This window comes from Halovivax cerinus (assembly GCF_024498195.1).
Lineage (GTDB): Archaea > Halobacteriota > Halobacteria > Halobacteriales > Natrialbaceae > Halovivax > Halovivax cerinus.
This window is the reverse complement of sequence record NZ_CP101824.1, coordinates 3,411,580-3,427,263: the sequence shown is the minus strand read 5'-3', so window position 1 is coordinate 3,427,263 and position 15,684 is coordinate 3,411,580. Positions and strand designations below refer to the sequence as shown.

The following is a 15,684-nucleotide window of genomic DNA, read 5'->3' as shown; positions in this document are numbered from 1 at the left end:
CGGGGAGGTACCTTCTGTCGGGGGAGCCGTCTCCAGGACGGGCCCGCCCCACGTTTCCAGGATGGTCCTGCCACCAGTTTTCAGGACGAGTCCGCCACCAGTCTTCGGATGAGTCCGCCTCCAGTTCAGTATCGTCTCCGGGTCAGGTGTCTTATCCTCGTTCCTGGGGTGTGCGATCGGGGTGTCCTCGTGATCGGTTCGACGTACGCCGGATCAGACCCGACCGCCGTTCAAATCGTCGGAACAGGTGTCGAACGACGTCCTGGACCTCTGGATCCGGTCCGACCATCGTGGGCCCACGTCGTCGGTTCGGAATTCCTCTCACCGGCCCGATCAACCGTCTGACGTCGAGTTCCATCGGTAATGCAATTCCCAGCCGGTGGGAATGGGGGAACGATTAACCGAACTGGAGTCGAGGAGCTTCATCTAATGCGTACGTCCAGTATCGTTAGTCAGCTGTGGATCGACTGTCAACGGTGGATCGACTGCCGGACGGCCGGTGTGGAGCGTCGACCGACCGGCCAACGGACCGTGTCCGACCGGTCTCGGGCCGTTCGGTCCGGCGACGGGGCCAAGTCGACACCTTTTCAATGGCACCACGACGAGCCTACCTCAGTGAGGCCGGCACAATGAGTACGAATACAGAGGACGAATCGTTCCATCCGCTCGGCGCGGAGTGGGAGTCCGAACTCGAGTCGATGCTCGACGACACCGAGTACGACACCGACCTCGGACTCGCCATGGCCGAAGACGCCCAGCGACTGGTCGCTGGTGAGCTGACCGAAGCCGAGTTCCACGAGAAGTACCACGAACAGGTCGAAGCCGAGTTCGGCGAGGACGAGCGGCCGACGGCGGCTGCCATCGAGGACCTCGACGACTCGGACGGCGGGTTCTTCGACGCGCTCACGTCCCTCGGAGACGGCGACCAGAGCCGACGCGACGTGATGAAGAAGATGGGCGTTGGCGGCGCCGCGCTCGGTGTCGGGGCACTGGCCGAGAACCGTGAACGACCCGCGACATCCGCCTCTTCCGGAGGCGACGAACCCCAGGGCAAGCAGTGGGGGATGACGATCGACCTGGAGGTCTGTGACGGCTGTCTCTCGTGCATGCAGGCCTGTGGCGAGGAGAACAACCTCGACCAGGGGGTCAACTGGATGTACGTCATGGCCTACGAGGACGACACGGTGGGCGCGCCGGAGAATCCCGACGAAGCCAACGTCAAGGACTGGCCCTACCTCGTTCGACCGTGTCAGCACTGTACCGACGCGCCGTGTGAGAAGGTCTGTCCGACGACGGCCCGTCACACTCGCGGCAAGGACGGCATCGTGCTGACGGACTACGACGTCTGTATCGGCTGCCGGTACTGCCAGGTCGCCTGCCCGTACGGTGTCAACTACTTCCAGTGGGACGAACCCGACATCAGTCAGCAGGCGATCAAGGAGCAACACGCCGACATGGACGGCGACCACATCCACGACGAGCGTGGTCGCCCCGTCGACAGCCGCTCCCCGCGCGGCGTCATGAGCAAGTGTACGTTCTGTCCGAGCCGTCAGGACGGCTACGGCGGCGACGAGAAGGTCGGCACGACCGCGTGCATGGACGCCTGTCCGCCGGGTGCGATCCAGTTCGGCGACGTCAACGACGAGGGGAGCGACCCGAGCGTCTACAAGGAGTATCCGGCGTTCGGTCGAGCGGTCGAACACTTCTTCGACGGCCCCGGTGGAAGCGGATTCGGACTGCCGGCCCTCGAAGACGTCGAAGCGGAACTCGGCACGTCCGGTGACGCGACGCTCGAGGACGCCTTCGAACTCTTCCACTCGGACAACGCAGCCGCGACGTACTTCGGCGCGAACGGATACGAGCGGATCGCGATCATCCGTTCGATCGTCATCGTGGCCGACGAGATCGACATCTCCGAACAACACACCCACGAGCGGTCGTTCGCGACGGACGTCGCGAAGGTTCGCGAGTACAACGACGCCCTCGAGGCGGCCGGTATCGACTTCGAGTCGACCGAGAACCGGCAACTGCTCAACCTCTGGGAGGAGAACGTGGACGATGCGCTCGCCGTCCTTCAATCCGTCTACGGCTCGCCGGACTCGACGTTCAACCTCCTCGAGGATATCGGAACCAACCCGAACGTCACCTACCTCGGCAATCAGCCCGGACCACACGCCCAGGAGCTTTCGAGCGACGAACTGCCCGAGAACAAGCCGGTGACGAAGTACGCGGACGTCACGTACCCGCGTGCGAACGGCGACAGTGTCTCGCTCGTGAGCAACCGCATGGACGTCACCGACGAAGAGACGGTCAGGGGGATCTAAATGAGCGCCGAGACACCATCTGAAGGGGACATCCTCCGGCCAATCAACACGTTTACCGCAAAGTGGGTCGCCCTCGCTGGCATCGCCGGGCTCGCGTTCCTGGTATTCCTGGTCGGCTGGGCCTACCAGCTCGAGAAGGGGCTGGTCGTAACCGGCCTCGGTGACTGGGGGAGCGGCGGCGGCGTGACCTGGGGCGTCTATATCGGCGCTTTCATCTGGTGGGTCGGGATCGCCCACGGCGGTATCATCCTCTCGGCGGCCGTCAGACTGCTCGGCATGGAACGGTACATGCCGGTCGCCCGGATGGCGGAGCTCTTGACCCTCGGTGGGCTCTCCGCAGCGGGCTTCTACATCATCGTCCACATGGGCCGACCGGACCGCATGGTCACGAGCGTCCTCGGCCACTACCACATCACGGTTCACAACTCGCCGCTGGTGTGGGACGTCACCGTCATCACGGCCTACTTCGTGCTGACGGCGACCTACCTCGGGTTGACCATCAGATACGACATCGTCAGGTTGCGCGACGATCTCCCCGACATCCTGGAGCCGGTCTACAAGTTCCTCACGCTCGGCTACACCGAAGCCGAAGACGAGATCATAGAGCGGATGGTCTGGTGGATCGCCGCGGCGATCATCATCATGGCGCCGCTCTTGCTCCACGGCGGGGTCATCCCGTGGCTGTTCTCGCTGCTGGCGACCTACCCAGTCTGGGACGGCGGCATCCAGGGCCCGCAGTTCCTCTCGATCGCGCTCACCTCCGCGATCAGCGGCGTCATCATCGCCGCAGCCGCCTTCACGAAGGCCTACGACTGGGAGCACATCATCACCCGCGACGTCTTCCGCGGCCTCTTGCTCTGGCTCGGGTTCTTCTGTCTGATGTTCCTCTGGTTCCAGCTTCAGCAGGTCATCAACGGCGTCTTCCTGCCCGGTGTCGCGGGCGGGGAGGCCACGCACGGAAAGCTCCACCACCCGGGATACATCCTCTCGCTCGGTCTCGTGGCCGGTTCCATGATCTACATCTTCGCACAGGGTATTCGTCCCGCCCTGTTCACCAAGACGCGGGCGATCATCACCGCGTTCGCGGTGCTGTCGGCGACGCTGATCGAGAAGATCCTGTTCGTCGTCGAAGGGTTCCTCTACGTGCAGTTCAGCATGTACGAGGCCGTTCCCGGCACGTACATGCCGAGCCTGATCGAGATCGCGTCCGTCCTCGGTACCATCGGGATGGTCTCGTTGATCTTCCTGGTGGTCTCGAAGATCGTACCGATCGTCGAACTGCACGCCATCGAGCACCTGAACGGTGAGCACGGACACGACGACGCTCCGACGGAGGTAGAAGCATGAGCCTACTCGCATCCGCACTCGACGCGACGACGTACGCACTGCTCGACTGGCCGCTGTATCACGGCTACGAACCCACGAGCGGAACGACCGGTTTCCCCGGTCCCGGATCGTGGATGATCTTCGGCATCATCCTGATGCCGATCTACGTCATGACGATCTCGTGGTTCGTGGGGAATCCGAGCGACGAGAAGACCGGGCTGGTCGGCGTCCTCTACCTCGTCGGCGTCACGGCGAACATGTGGGTCGGCATGTTCATCCTCACCGTCCTGCTCGGACTCGTCTTCTACGGCGGGGCGCCGTCACCGCTCCCGTAGTCGTCGCGGACGACCGCCCCTTTTCTGTGGCTCTCGTGCATCGCTGACCGATCGAGTCCGACAGGTCGGTCAGCCGACACCGCTGTATGGATGTATGTGTGTGTATGTCAAATTCCCGAGAGACGGTACTCGGTCCATCGGTTGCGCGGACGCTGTCTCAGGTGACCGTCCGAACCGGGCTTCGTATCGGAGCCCATTCGTGTGCACGTGCGACGATGTCGACCGTCAGGTATCGGGTGCGATCGAACCCCGGTCGCGGACCGCCGCGACGCTCGATCGCGTTTTCGCCGATGGGATGGTCGCGTTTCGCGCCGGCCGCATCGGTCGATTAGCAAACATACAAGAGTCGTCGCCGGCTAGTTCGTCTACGAGAATTCATGAGTTCACAACCGTCCGAAGAAGCCGTCTACGACGCCCTCGAATCCATCGACGATCCGGTGCTCGGCGACGACGTCGTGTCCCTGGGCCTGGTCAACGAGGTCGAGATTACTGACGAGACGGTCACCGTTTCGCTCGCTCTCAACACGCCGTTCGCCGAGACGGAGGCGGAGCTCGGAAACGCTATCAGGGACGCCATCGAGGACCTGGGCGCCGAACCGGACTTGCGCGCTCGCGTCGGAGAGGATATCGGATTCGACGCGGAAGTCTTGCCACGGGTGAAGAACGTGATCGCAGTTTCGTCGGGGAAGGGCGGCGTCGGGAAGACGACCGTCGCGGCGAATCTCGCGGCCGGACTCGAGAAACGCGGTGCGATGGTCGGCCTTCTGGACGCCGACATTCACGGTCCGAACGTCCCCCGGATTCTCCCGGTCGAGAGCGAACCGGGTGTGACGCCGGACGACGATCTCGTCCCGCCACGGTCGGACGGCGTCCGGATTATCTCCACCGGATTCCTCCTGGAGAACGACGACGACCCCGCGATGCTCCGCGGTCCGATGGTCAACAAGTTCATGATGAAGTTCTTCGAGGGCGTCGAGTGGGGTCGACTCGACTACCTCGTCGTCGACCTGCCGCCGGGGACCGGCGACGCGACGCTGAACCTCCTGCAGGCCATGCCCGTCACCGGCACCGTCATCGTCACGACGCCACAGGACATGGCACTCGACGACACCCGAAAGGGGATCGAGATGTACAACGAACACGACACGCCGGTGATCGGCGTCGTCGAGAACATGAGCAGTTTCGTCTGCCCCAGTTGCGGTGACGAACACCGACTGCTCGGTGATAGCCAGGGCGTCGAACAGACACTGTCGGATTACGACATTCCGCTCGTCGGCTCGCTCCCGATGCATCCGGACTTCGGCGAGACGGACGGATCGGGTCCCGTCGTGAAGCACGACGGGAGCGAGGTGCAGGGGCGCGTCGACGACACGGTCACGGCGATCGCCGATCGGATCGGCGAGATCAACCGTCGACGCGTCGCCGCACACCGTGGGACGACCGAGAGCGACGGCGAAGACGACGAATCGACCCCGATCAAGAGCGAGTACGACGTCTTCGATTGAACGGCTCGGTCGTTCGGGACCCGTGATAAAGCGTCTCTCGTCGCCGATCGTCCGGTGCGTCTCAGTTCACTCGGTCTATCCCGCCCCTCTCACGTTAGAGTCGCGATTCGACGTACCGCCGCACGTGGTCGTCCATCCGTCGTTTGTACCCCGCCTGCCTGGCGAGTCGGTCGAGTTCACGTGAGACGAGACTGCCGTACTGGAACGCCTTCTTCCGACGATCGGCGATCGACTCCGGGAGGTACTCGCGGGCGACGTGTCTGAGGGCACGTTTCCGAGTCGTCTCAGTCCCGTAGAGCGCAGCCGGGAGCCGGAGCGCCGTCGCGACGACGTCGTCGTGGAGGTACGGTGTGACCGGGCGGACGCCGCCAGCTTCGACGGCGAGGACGTCACGCGAGAGCTGTTCTGGGATCGATGCGAGGAGTTCCCGAACGGCCTCGCGTTTGGTGTCCGATTCGACACGGTGGTCGAGCCGGTGGATCTTCTCGTAGCCGCCGAACAGTTCGTCAGCACCCTGCCCGATGACGAGTGACTCCGCGCCGTCCGACGCGGCGGCGTCGGCGACGAGGTACAGCGAGGTGGCGATCGCGACGTCCATCGCGTTCGTACGCCCGATGGCCCGGGCGACGATCGGGACGGCTCGTTCGACGTCGTCTATCGAGAGTTCGATGACGGTGAGGTCGTCACGTCTACCGAGTGCCTCGGCGGCGGCCTGGGCAGCCTCGACGTCGTGACTGTCCGGGAAGCCGACCGTATACAGGGGTGCATCGAGGTGCGCAGCGAGCAGTGCCGAGTCGAGCCCGCCAGAGAACGCAACGCCGACGGCGCCGGTTGCCTGGCGTCTGGTGGCGTCGGTGATCGCCTGATCGAGTTGGTTCACTATCCGACCGCGATCGTCGACGGGGGCTGGTTCCGGAAGCGTCCAGCGCGGTTCGAGGTCGACGGTGCCGGATGGAACCGGAATCGGGTCGTCGAGCGCCGTTGGACGCCGGCTCCAGTCGGCAGCGTCGACGGTTGCGGAGCGTCTGTCTGTCGCGATCGTTCGGCCTCTCGACAATGAGGTCCGAGCGACGTGTCCGTCGATCGACGAGCCGTCCATCGCGACCCCATCGACGAACAGCGGGACGCGACCGAGCACGTCCCGAACGAGGTGGCCGTCGATCAGACCCGCGAATCCGCCCGTTCCCGGCAGTGACTCTCCTGTCCCGAGTGCCCGGTTGACGGCGTCACGCGATCCATCGCCTGACCCGAACGCGAGTCCGTCGGTCATGGCCCGAACTGACTGAGCATGGCGACGACGCGACGCTTTACGGCCCCCGCGGCCTGCTGGAAACTGATGCGCCAGGGGGTCCGCTTCCCCTCGATGGCCGTCCGACCGTCGGCGATGGCGTCGACGATCGCGTCGGCCGATCGGTCCTCGGTGTTGACGTAGGTGATCGCCTGTCCGACCATCTCGCTGATGTGGGCGTCGCTGCCGGCGGTCATTGGCATCCCGTGTTCGATGGCGAAGCGTCTCGCCTGTCGGTTTGCCCGTCCGGTGAGCAGGCGGGAGTTGTACACCTCGACGGCATCTGCTGCGGCGAGTTCGTCCCGGGCGATCCGGGCCATGACGCCGTGTCTCGACTCCTGGAAGGGGTGTGGAACGACGGCGATGCCGCCGCGGTCGTGGATACGATCGATCGTCTCACCGAAGGAGAGCCCCGGTGGGACGGCGCGTTCGATCCCGATACCCAGTACGTGACCGGCCTTACTCGAAATTTCGATCCCGGGGATAGCGGTCAGACCGTACTCCGGTGCCAGATCGACGGCTTCGAGGCTCGCATCGATCTCGTCGTGGTCCGTGATCGCGATCGCGTCGAGGCCGATGGCTGCGGCCTGTTCGAGAATGAGGTCCACCGGATCGCGACCGTCGTACGACCGCGACGAGTGGGTGTGGAGCTCGACCGTCTGCACGACGTACTCTTCAGAGCGCTCGAAGAAAAGCGCCCCGGTCCGCCGGCCAGGCGCAACCCCCGTCGAGGTCGGACCGGCCGCCCGTTTAGAAACCCCTTTACTCCGTCGCTCGCACCACTCAGGTAATGAGTCTTCCCGAGTCCGACCGCGACCTCGTCGTCGAGGAACTTGGCCGCGAGCCCACGCCGGCGGAGTCCGCGTTGTTCGAGAATCTCTGGAGCGAACACTGTGCGTATCGCTCGTCGCGACCGCTCCTTCCGGCGTTCGAGAGCGAGGGAGCACACGTCGTCATCGGGCCCGGGGACGACGCCGCCGTCGTCGAGGTCCCGACCGCGTCCGACGGCGACGATCGCTACCTCACGTTCGGCATCGAGAGTCACAACCACCCGTCGTACGTGGACCCGTTCGACGGCGCCGCGACCGGCGTCGGCGGGATCGTTCGTGACACCCTGTCGATGGGGGCCTACCCCATCGCGCTCGCGGACAGTCTCTACTTCGGGTCGTTCGAAGACGAACACTCGAAGTATCTACTAGAGGGCGTCGTCGAAGGGATCAGCCACTACGGAAATTGCATCGGCGTCCCGACGGTTGGCGGCAGCGTCGACTTCCACCCGGACTACGAGGGGAACCCGCTGGTCAACGTCGCCTGCGTCGGACTCCTTCCCCCAGAGAACCTGCTTACCGCGGTCGCTCAGGAGGCAGGGAACAAACTCGTCCTCGTCGGCAACGCGACCGGTCGGGACGGTCTCGGGGGCGCAAGCTTCGCGAGCGAGGATCTGGACGAGGACGCAGAGACCGAAGACCGTCCAGCGGTCCAGGTCGGCGATCCCTACGCCGAGAAGCTCCTCATCGAGACCAACGAGCGGCTGGTCTCCGAAGACCTGGTCGAATCCGCTCGCGACCTCGGCGCAGCCGGACTCGGCGGTGCCTCGAGCGAACTCGTCGCAAAAGGCGGTCTGGGCGCGCGGATCGAACTCGAACGCGTCCACCAGCGTGAGCCGAACATGTCCCCGATGGAGATCCTCCTGGCCGAATCCCAGGAGCGGATGTGCTACGAGGTGCGTCCCGAGAACGTCGATCGGGTGGCCGAGATCGCCGAACGGTTCGATCTCGGCTGTTCCGTTATCGGCGACGTGACGGAGGGCAACTACGTCTGCACCTACCGCGACGACTCGGGCGAGCGAGAGACCGTCGTCGACGTCGACGCCGAGTTCCTCGGTGAGGGTGCGCCGATGAACGACCTCGAATCGGTCGCGCCGGAGGCGCCGCCCACCGCTCTGCCCGATCCCGAACCCGACCTGATGGAGGCGTTCGAAGCCGTCCTCGCCAGCCCGAACGCGGCCTCGAAGCGGTGGATCTACCGTCAGTACGACCACGAGGTCGGCGTTCGGACGAGTGTGGGTCCAGGAGACGACGCGGCTGTCCTCGCGCTCCCGGAGGTGACTGCCCCGGTCGCGGAGCGAGACCCGAGCCGCGACGCCGCCTCCGTGGCCGACGAACCGGTCGGTCTCGCGATCTCCGCGGGCGCGGCACCCAACTGGACCGCGTCCCATCCGGTGGTCGGTGCGAAAGGCGTCGCGCTCGAGAACGCGACCAACCTCGCGGCGACGGGCGCGCGACCGCTGGCGGCCGTCGACTGTCTGAACGGTGGCAACCCCGAAAAGCCGGACGTCTACGGCGGGTTCGCCGGCATCGTCGACGGACTCGCGTCGATGTGTTCGACGCTCGACGTCCCGGTCGTGGGCGGGAACGTCTCGCTGTACAACGACTCCGTGAGTGGGCCGATTCCACCGACGCCGACGCTGGCCATGGTCGGTTCCCGGCCGGGCGTCGACGCGCCGACGGCGGCCGTCGAACCGGAGGGAGCTTTACTGCTGATCGGAAACGACGATGGCCCGAGCGCTGCACTCGGCGGCTCCGAGTATCTGGCGCAGTTCGGTGGTACGGACGAGGGGCCGGACCTGCCACGCGACCCCGGTGCGCGCGTCGACGCGATCGTCGCGGTCGCCCGAGATCCCTCGACCCGAGCCGTCCACGACGTCAGCCAGGGCGGCCTGGCCGTCTCGCTCGCGGAGATGTGCACCGACGAAATCGGCGTGTCCGTCACACTTCCCGACCCGACGACGGCCGCCGGTGCCGCTGGCATCCTCTTTGCCGAAGGACCGGGCCGCGTCGTCGTGCAGTCGACCGATCCGGATCGCGTCCGCGATCTCGTCGGCGACGCCGGAGCCGTTCGGTCCATCGGTCGACCGTCCGACGACGGAACACTCTCGATCGACGTCGGTGACGCGACGATCGAGTGCGCTGCCTCCCGGCTGTGTGAACTTCGATCGACGATCACCGACGCGCTCGAGTGAATACCGCCTCTCCGACGCGCTCGATTGACGACCGCCTCTCGACGGAACCTGCGAGCGGGCCGCTCTCGCAACCGACGACTCATCCGGCGTCGTTCCAGTGACGTCGAATCGCGTCGCTGGTGTGGGGTCGAATGCCCGATATCTTCTTGGTTGTCCGTCGTCTCGGTTGAGATATCGGTGGGGACACGAGAAATGTCACGCAATCCGCACGTGCTGATCGTCGAGGACGAGCCCGATCTGGCGAATCTCTACGCCGCCTGGCTCACCGACGGCTACGCGGTCGAAACGGCGTACGACGGAACTACGGGGCTCGATGCGATCGACGAATCAGTCGACGTCGTGCTACTCGATCGGCGGATGCCGGGGCTGTCGGGCGATACCGTCCTCGATACGATCAGGGAGCAACACGTCGACTGTCGGATTGCGATGGTCACCGCCGTCGAACCCGACTTCGACATCGTCGAGATGGGGTTCGACGACTACCTCGTCAAACCGGTCTCCAAGACCGACCTCACGACGGTCGTCGACCAACTCCTCTTGCGCTCGACGTACGACGAGCAGCTTCAGGAGTACTTCGCCCTGGCGGCGAAGAAGGCGCTACTCGACGCCCAGAAGACCGAGGCCGAACGCTCGTCGAGTCGGGAGTACGAGCGCCTTGAAGACCGGCTGGCCGTCGTCCGAACGAAAGTCGACGATACGATGGAGGAGCTGTTCGATCAGGACGTCTACCATCGCCTCTGTCAGGACATCTCTCGAAATCCCTCGCCCTCCTAGCGAGTCGGGTCCCGATTCCACGCGTACCGGTTGCAGCCTCGCGTGGATGGCTCCGTCCCTGACGCCGTCTCCGATCCAGTCGCGCCGAATTCGAGCATCGTGACCGAGGGGGCTGGTGACCGAGGGGACTGGTCACCGCGGTCACAGGCTATCGAGCGTCGTCACGTCTCTCACTTCGAACCTCGTTCCGCCGTTCTCGCCGACGCCGATCGAGACTGACCAGTCGTGAGCCTCGGCGATGGCCCGGGCGACGGCGAGTCCGAGGCCGTCGCCCGATTCGGAGCCGTCGATCGAGAAGTCGGGTAGCCCGTCGGTGGCCGTCGGCGGATTCATCGAGGCGTCGTCGAGGATGTAAAAGCCCCGTGGGCCGTCCGCCCGGTTCTCGACGCCGACTGTTCCGATCTGGATCGTCACGTCTCCGCTGGATCGGGCCGCGGCATCGTCGAAGACGGTTTCGAGCAGGTAGCGAAATCGATCCGGGTCGGCCCGGAGCGTCGCTCCGTCTTCGACGACGATGGCGGCACTCTCGAGACGGGACTGGTCGACCGCGTCCTCGATGGCCGTCTCGAGGTCGACGGGTGCACGGCTGCCGACCGAGGTCGTGTTCCGGGCGTACTCGCGGATGTCGTCGATGAGTCGTTCGGTCCGATCGAGCGTCACAGAGACGTCGTCTTCGGCGAACGGGAACTCCCAGTCTGCTGGTTCGTCGTCGGTGGTGAGCGCGTTCTCGACGGCTGTCAGTTGCGTCTTTAAGTCCTCGGAGAGGACGGTAGCGACCGCTTCCAGCCGTTCGGACTGTCGTTCGAGTCGGGCGGTTCGTTCGCGGAGCGTCCGTTCGCGCTCCGATCGATCGAGCGCCGCACTGGTGTTCTCGGTCAACGTGGTGAGTAACTGGAGGTCGGTCTCGTCGAAGCGGTTCGGTTCGAGCGACCCGGTCATCAAGACTCCGTGTGTGCCGATCGGTGCGATGATCTCGCTTTCGAGTGGCGTATCCGGGTTGTACAGCCCGGTTTCTGCCTGCAGATCGTCGAACAACGTCGCTTCGCCGGCTTCGAAGACGTCCCAGACCAGCCCCTCTCCGGGATAGAACGTCGGCAACCCGCCGAAGCGTTCGTGAGCGCCGGCGGTGCCCGCGATCGGATCGAGATAGCCCTGTTCGTCGTCGAGCAACCACACGCCGCTTATCGGCAAGTCGAGCAGGTCGCTACCGGCGTGGACCGCGACGGCGCAGATTTCGGCGGGATCTGTCGATTCCAGGAGCCAGCGTGTGATCTCGTGCAGCGAGTGGACGAGTCGTTCGTAATCGTGCTGGTCCGTGACGTCGCGAAAGACGAGCGCGAGGCTGGCCGACTCGACGGTTGCGGAGGCGATCCGTACTTCACACCGGCGAGACCGCCCGGATCCCGTCGTGTACGGCACGGCGAGCGTTCGTCGGGACGCGATTCCAGTGGAGACCTCGTCGATCGCCCTCCCGATTTTCACGACGTCGTCGTCGGGGATCTCCGCGAAATCGGTGAGCCGGTCCAGGTGCTCGCCGACGAGATCGTCCGTCTCGACCTCGAGGGTATCGGTGATGACGTCGTTGACGGAGACGGCTTCGTAGTTCTCGTCGAGCATGACGACGCCGTCGTCCATCGCGTCTACTGCTGCAGCGCTCCGTGCGAGTTCGTCAGTGTGGCGTTTCCCGGCGGTCACGTCCAGCATGTAGACCGAGAGCCCGTCCTCCGTCGGATAGACGCGCGTTTCGAACCAGACGTCGCTCTCCTCGTGATACCACTCCGACGTCACCAGGCCACCGGCGAGTCGGGCCTCGTAGAGCGTATCCGAGACGTGTTGGTCGACCTCGGGCGGCATCACGTCCCAGCAGACTCGACCCAGAAGTTCCTCTCGCGAACCGTCGAAGAGCCACTCAGCGGACCGATTGAGGTACGAGAGACAGAGGTCGCTATCGACGGCGAAGAAGACGTCCGTAACGCGCTCGACCATCGGAACGGTACGATCGGTCACTGCCCCCTCCGACGCTCTAGCGGCCGCGTATCGGTCCGCTTTCTCCTTCGGATCACTCGACTCATCGGCTCGGTATCGTGGTATTCGGGTGCGGGTATTTGAGTGTCGTGGCCGCCCGACTGGTGTCGTCCGCTCCGGCCGGCCGGCGTCGGTGTCGTCCGCTCCGGTCGGCCGGCGTCGCTGTCTCGACGATCTGGTTCCCGATCCGGTGCGTCGTCGATCCACACCGGTTCGGCTTCGACCTGGTCCGATCGAGCGGCGTCTCGTCGAATCGAACCGGGTTCTCGCCGTCGTGGGGCCTCCGGTAAGCGGGTGCAGTCGGTGTCGACCGTGCTGGTACTCAGGGTCGTGTCACCGTCGGCGCACCGTCACCGGTACTCCCTGAACAGGATGGCACGTACGTCGTCTTTCGTCTGGACGTCCTCACTCCCACCGTCCGGTAGCTCGACGCGGTATCGATGGTCGCCGGAGGGAGACTCGTCCCACTTGTCGTCGTGGGTGTCGAGCAGGTTCATCATCTCGTCGAGCATCTCGTCGTCGGTCGCCCCATCTCCACCGGCATCGGAGTCGTCTTCGCCGTCGGCGTCTGACTGGTCACCGGCGTCGGACGGCTCGGTAGACGAGACGTCTTCCGTGTATCGCAGTTCGCCGTTTTCGACGAGGGCGTCCGTATCGAACGCCTCCGAGAGGCTCCGCTCGTCGTCGAAGTTGTCGATCAAAAACTGGACCGCGTCGCAGTCGCGACAGGTGCCGTACCGACCGACGACCTCGTCCTGGAGGGTCGATCGGACCTGTTCCAGGTAGGCGTGCTGTTCGTCCGTCACCTCGATCGTTTGCATGTCCCAGCGATGACGCGGCAGGTACATAATACTTCGATTCGGAACCGGCATTCGTCCGCCCCATCGGCGGTCGCGTGGCGGGGTGGTCGGCTGTTCCGACACCGCAAATTCGATGTGACAGTAGACTGCCCTGGATCCGGTATGCTGATACGACGGGCGGGCCTACGCCATCGCATGGTCGAAACGGAATCGTCGTCGGCGCTCGACCCCGGCGATGTGATACCACCGTTCGAACTCACCGGAGTCGATGGCGAGATGTACACGCCCGAATCGTTCACCGACGCGGCTGCGCTTCTCGTCGTCTTTACCTGTAATCACTGCCCGTACGCGAAGGCGAAGTTCGACCTGCTGAACGAACTCGCAGCCGAGTACGATGACGCTGCGGTCGTCGGTGTCAACCCGAACGACGCCGACGCGTACCCGGAGGACTCGTTCGATCGCATGGTCGAACGCGTCGAGGACGGAACGATCGACTGGGACGCCTACCTCAGGGACGACACACAGGACGTCGCCGCAGCCTTCGACGCAGTCTGTACACCAGATCCGTTCCTGTTCGCCCGACGTGAGGGCGAGTGGCGCCTCTCGTACCACGGTCGACTCGACGACGCGCTGGACCCCGACGCGACCCCGACGCGGTTCCACGTCCGCGAGGCCCTGGACGCGGTCGTTGCGGGCGATCCAGTCGACCTCGAGTGGAACCCCTCGCGTGGCTGTTCGATCAAGTGGTCCGGTGACCAGTCGCCGTAGTCGGTCGCGTCGTCCGTCGTGATCTGCCACCTGTCCGACCCCACAGTGGCGATGGCGGGTTTGTAGTCACTCGGGTGCGTCTGCGGCGTCGGTCGAGCGGTCGTCGAGGCCGACGAGCGTCGAGACTCTCGCGTTTTCTTTGATCTCGATCCCGCCGTCGGGTACGGTCACCGAGACGAGCGGCAGGTGCGATCCGACGCGAACGGACGGGTGCGTCACGCCGCGGGCGAGTAGTTCGTTTCGAGGCTGGAGAAACAGCGGGGTGTCCTCGTCGGTGGCGAGGAACTCGTTGTACTGGAGGACGTACTGGCCGCCATCCAGGTGCCACCACTCGTAGGTGTCTCCCGGATCGTGTGACGTGGTCGGGACGGGCTCCAGGTCGGCGTCCTGGAGTTCGTCGCCGCCGAAGTCTACGCGACCGGGCGCGCTGACCTCGTAGACCGCACTCACCGTGAGATCGATGCCACCATCGTGGACCTGCGTCGGTTCGTGGACGAAGTTCTCGACGGGCGTCGTGGACGACTGCGAAGCCATCTCAGGTGGCTCCTACGACGGACGGTCTCAAAAAACGTCTGATCACCGAGTGAAACCTGGGCGGTGTCGTGCCGTCTTCGTCGACGTTGTTGTCTCTACGTCCCGAACCGGACCAACGTTCGTGGCGCCAGGTACGGCTCGGAGAGCTCGGATGAGTGTTCACAGCGCACTCCGTGTGATAGTCGAGTCCGGTGTCTACAGGGCGTCTTCCGCACTGGTCGGCGGCCTCGTCGATCCGTACTCCCGACAGCCGAGGTAGACGGTGCTGACGCCCGCCCAGAGTGCGACGGTCCAGAGGACTGTCGTCCAACTGAGTGGCTGACCGGTATTCCCGGCCGCCGGGCCCCGGACGATAGCCAGCCCCATCGCGACGGCGAGAACGAACCCCCACAGCACGAGTGACACGCTCGCGTGCGTTCGTCGCTTCAGCTGCCGAACTGACACACCGGCGAGTGCGACGCCGACGCCCGCCAGACCAAACGCGGCGACGTGGTGTGTCGCGGACGTCGGGTCGACTGACGCTGCGGCGCTGACCCCGAGGAAACAGCCAGTCGACCCGACGAGTGCGAGCCACCGTCGACGACGCTGCGGAAATCGCTCGGATCGCACGGTCGTCCGTGGGGCAGAGTCGGGCAGTGAAAAATCTGTTGGCCTGGTTCGATCGAACGGATTGGCCCAGTATCAATCGCCCTGAATATCGGGGTACTCCGTCTGCTGGCACGTCGCCATCGATGGCGATGATGCCGTCGGGATCAGTGGACGACGCGCACGGAGAATCGGTTCGATGTGATCCTGGGTTCGTTCGATACGCCAGTTCGTGCCGAAACAGCCCTACCCTCGGGGAAATCGCATCGAGAGCCCTGCCCTCGGGGAAATCGCATCGAGAGCCCCACGCGAAAGGGATACCGTCCGAGTGGTGTGACCGACCGATTTGCGACGAACGGCAACAACGTATAACTTCGTCGCCCACATCCACGTTCGTG

At 64.8% G+C, this 15,684-nt stretch carries 13 protein-coding genes; 7 read left to right on the top strand and 6 right to left on the bottom strand.

What is annotated here, in order from left to right:
- Window positions 1-629 precede the first annotated feature (629 nt).
- The 4 genes from NO366_RS16230 to NO366_RS16215 all read left to right on the top strand — a co-directional run bounded on the left by NO366_RS16230 (window position 630) and on the right by NO366_RS16215 (window position 5,490).
- Window positions 630-2,324, top strand: coding sequence for a 4Fe-4S ferredoxin N-terminal domain-containing protein (locus NO366_RS16230; protein WP_256531828.1), 1,695 nt, complete (start codon window positions 630-632; stop codon window positions 2,322-2,324).
- Window positions 2,325-3,671: an NrfD/PsrC family molybdoenzyme membrane anchor subunit gene (gene nrfD, locus NO366_RS16225; protein WP_256531827.1), complete on the top strand. Its 1,347-nt coding sequence runs from the start codon at window positions 2,325-2,327 to the stop codon at window positions 3,669-3,671.
- Window positions 3,668-3,985, top strand: coding sequence for a hypothetical protein (locus tag NO366_RS16220; RefSeq protein ID WP_256531826.1), 318 nt, complete (start codon window positions 3,668-3,670; stop codon window positions 3,983-3,985). The genes nrfD and NO366_RS16220 overlap by 4 nt, the downstream gene beginning before the upstream one ends.
- 377 nt (window positions 3,986-4,362) lie before the next feature.
- On the top strand, window positions 4,363-5,490 hold the full coding sequence (locus NO366_RS16215; RefSeq protein WP_256531825.1) for an Mrp/NBP35 family ATP-binding protein: 1,128 nt from the start codon (window positions 4,363-4,365) through the stop codon (window positions 5,488-5,490).
- Window positions 5,491-5,584: 94 nt separating this feature from the next.
- Here the strand turns inward: NO366_RS16215 and NO366_RS16210 are convergent, their stop codons facing one another.
- Window positions 5,585-6,760: an asparagine synthase C-terminal domain-containing protein gene (locus NO366_RS16210; RefSeq protein WP_256531824.1), complete on the bottom strand. Its 1,176-nt coding sequence runs from the start codon at window positions 6,758-6,760 to the stop codon at window positions 5,585-5,587.
- Window positions 6,757-7,443 carry a PHP domain-containing protein gene (locus tag NO366_RS16205; RefSeq protein WP_256531823.1) on the bottom strand — a complete coding sequence of 229 codons (687 nt, stop codon included), beginning with the start codon at window positions 7,441-7,443 and terminating at the stop codon, window positions 6,757-6,759. Before NO366_RS16205 ends, NO366_RS16210 begins: the two co-directional genes overlap by 4 nt.
- Window positions 7,444-7,568: 125 nt before the next feature.
- On the opposite strand from NO366_RS16205, the gene purL reads away from it, so the two are divergent.
- Together purL and NO366_RS16195 are read left to right on the top strand one after the other, a co-directional pair.
- The gene (gene purL, locus NO366_RS16200) at window positions 7,569-9,800 is read left to right on the top strand and encodes a phosphoribosylformylglycinamidine synthase subunit PurL (protein ID WP_256531822.1); all 2,232 of its coding nucleotides are present in this window, start codon (window positions 7,569-7,571) and stop codon (window positions 9,798-9,800) included.
- 192 nt (window positions 9,801-9,992) lie between these two features.
- Window positions 9,993-10,574, top strand: coding sequence for a response regulator transcription factor (locus NO366_RS16195; RefSeq protein ID WP_256531821.1), 582 nt, complete (start codon window positions 9,993-9,995; stop codon window positions 10,572-10,574).
- 141 nt (window positions 10,575-10,715) lie between these two features.
- On the opposite strand, the gene NO366_RS16190 is transcribed toward NO366_RS16195, so the two are convergent.
- On the bottom strand, window positions 10,716-12,581 hold the full coding sequence (locus NO366_RS16190; RefSeq protein WP_256531820.1) for a GAF domain-containing protein: 1,866 nt from the start codon (window positions 12,579-12,581) through the stop codon (window positions 10,716-10,718).
- A 368-nt stretch (window positions 12,582-12,949) separates the two neighbouring features.
- Window positions 12,950-13,420 carry a hypothetical protein gene (locus NO366_RS16185; protein ID WP_256531819.1) on the bottom strand — a complete coding sequence of 157 codons (471 nt, stop codon included), beginning with the start codon at window positions 13,418-13,420 and terminating at the stop codon, window positions 12,950-12,952.
- Between the two features lie 174 nt (window positions 13,421-13,594).
- Here NO366_RS16185 and NO366_RS16180 point away from each other — a divergent pair, with 174 nt between their 5' ends.
- Window positions 13,595-14,167, top strand: coding sequence for a thioredoxin family protein (locus NO366_RS16180; protein ID WP_256531818.1), 573 nt, complete (start codon window positions 13,595-13,597; stop codon window positions 14,165-14,167).
- Window positions 14,168-14,233: 66 nt separating this feature from the next.
- Here NO366_RS16180 and NO366_RS16175 read toward each other — a convergent pair whose 3' ends face one another.
- Window positions 14,234-14,701 (bottom strand): dCTP deaminase/dUTPase family protein, encoded by a 468-nt coding sequence (locus NO366_RS16175; protein ID WP_256531817.1) that lies wholly within the window; start codon window positions 14,699-14,701, stop codon window positions 14,234-14,236.
- A 195-nt stretch (window positions 14,702-14,896) separates the two neighbouring features.
- Complete coding sequence (locus NO366_RS16170) at window positions 14,897-15,310, bottom strand: hypothetical protein (RefSeq protein WP_256531816.1); 414 nt, start codon at window positions 15,308-15,310, stop codon at window positions 14,897-14,899.
- Window positions 15,311-15,684: the final 374 nt, after the last annotated feature.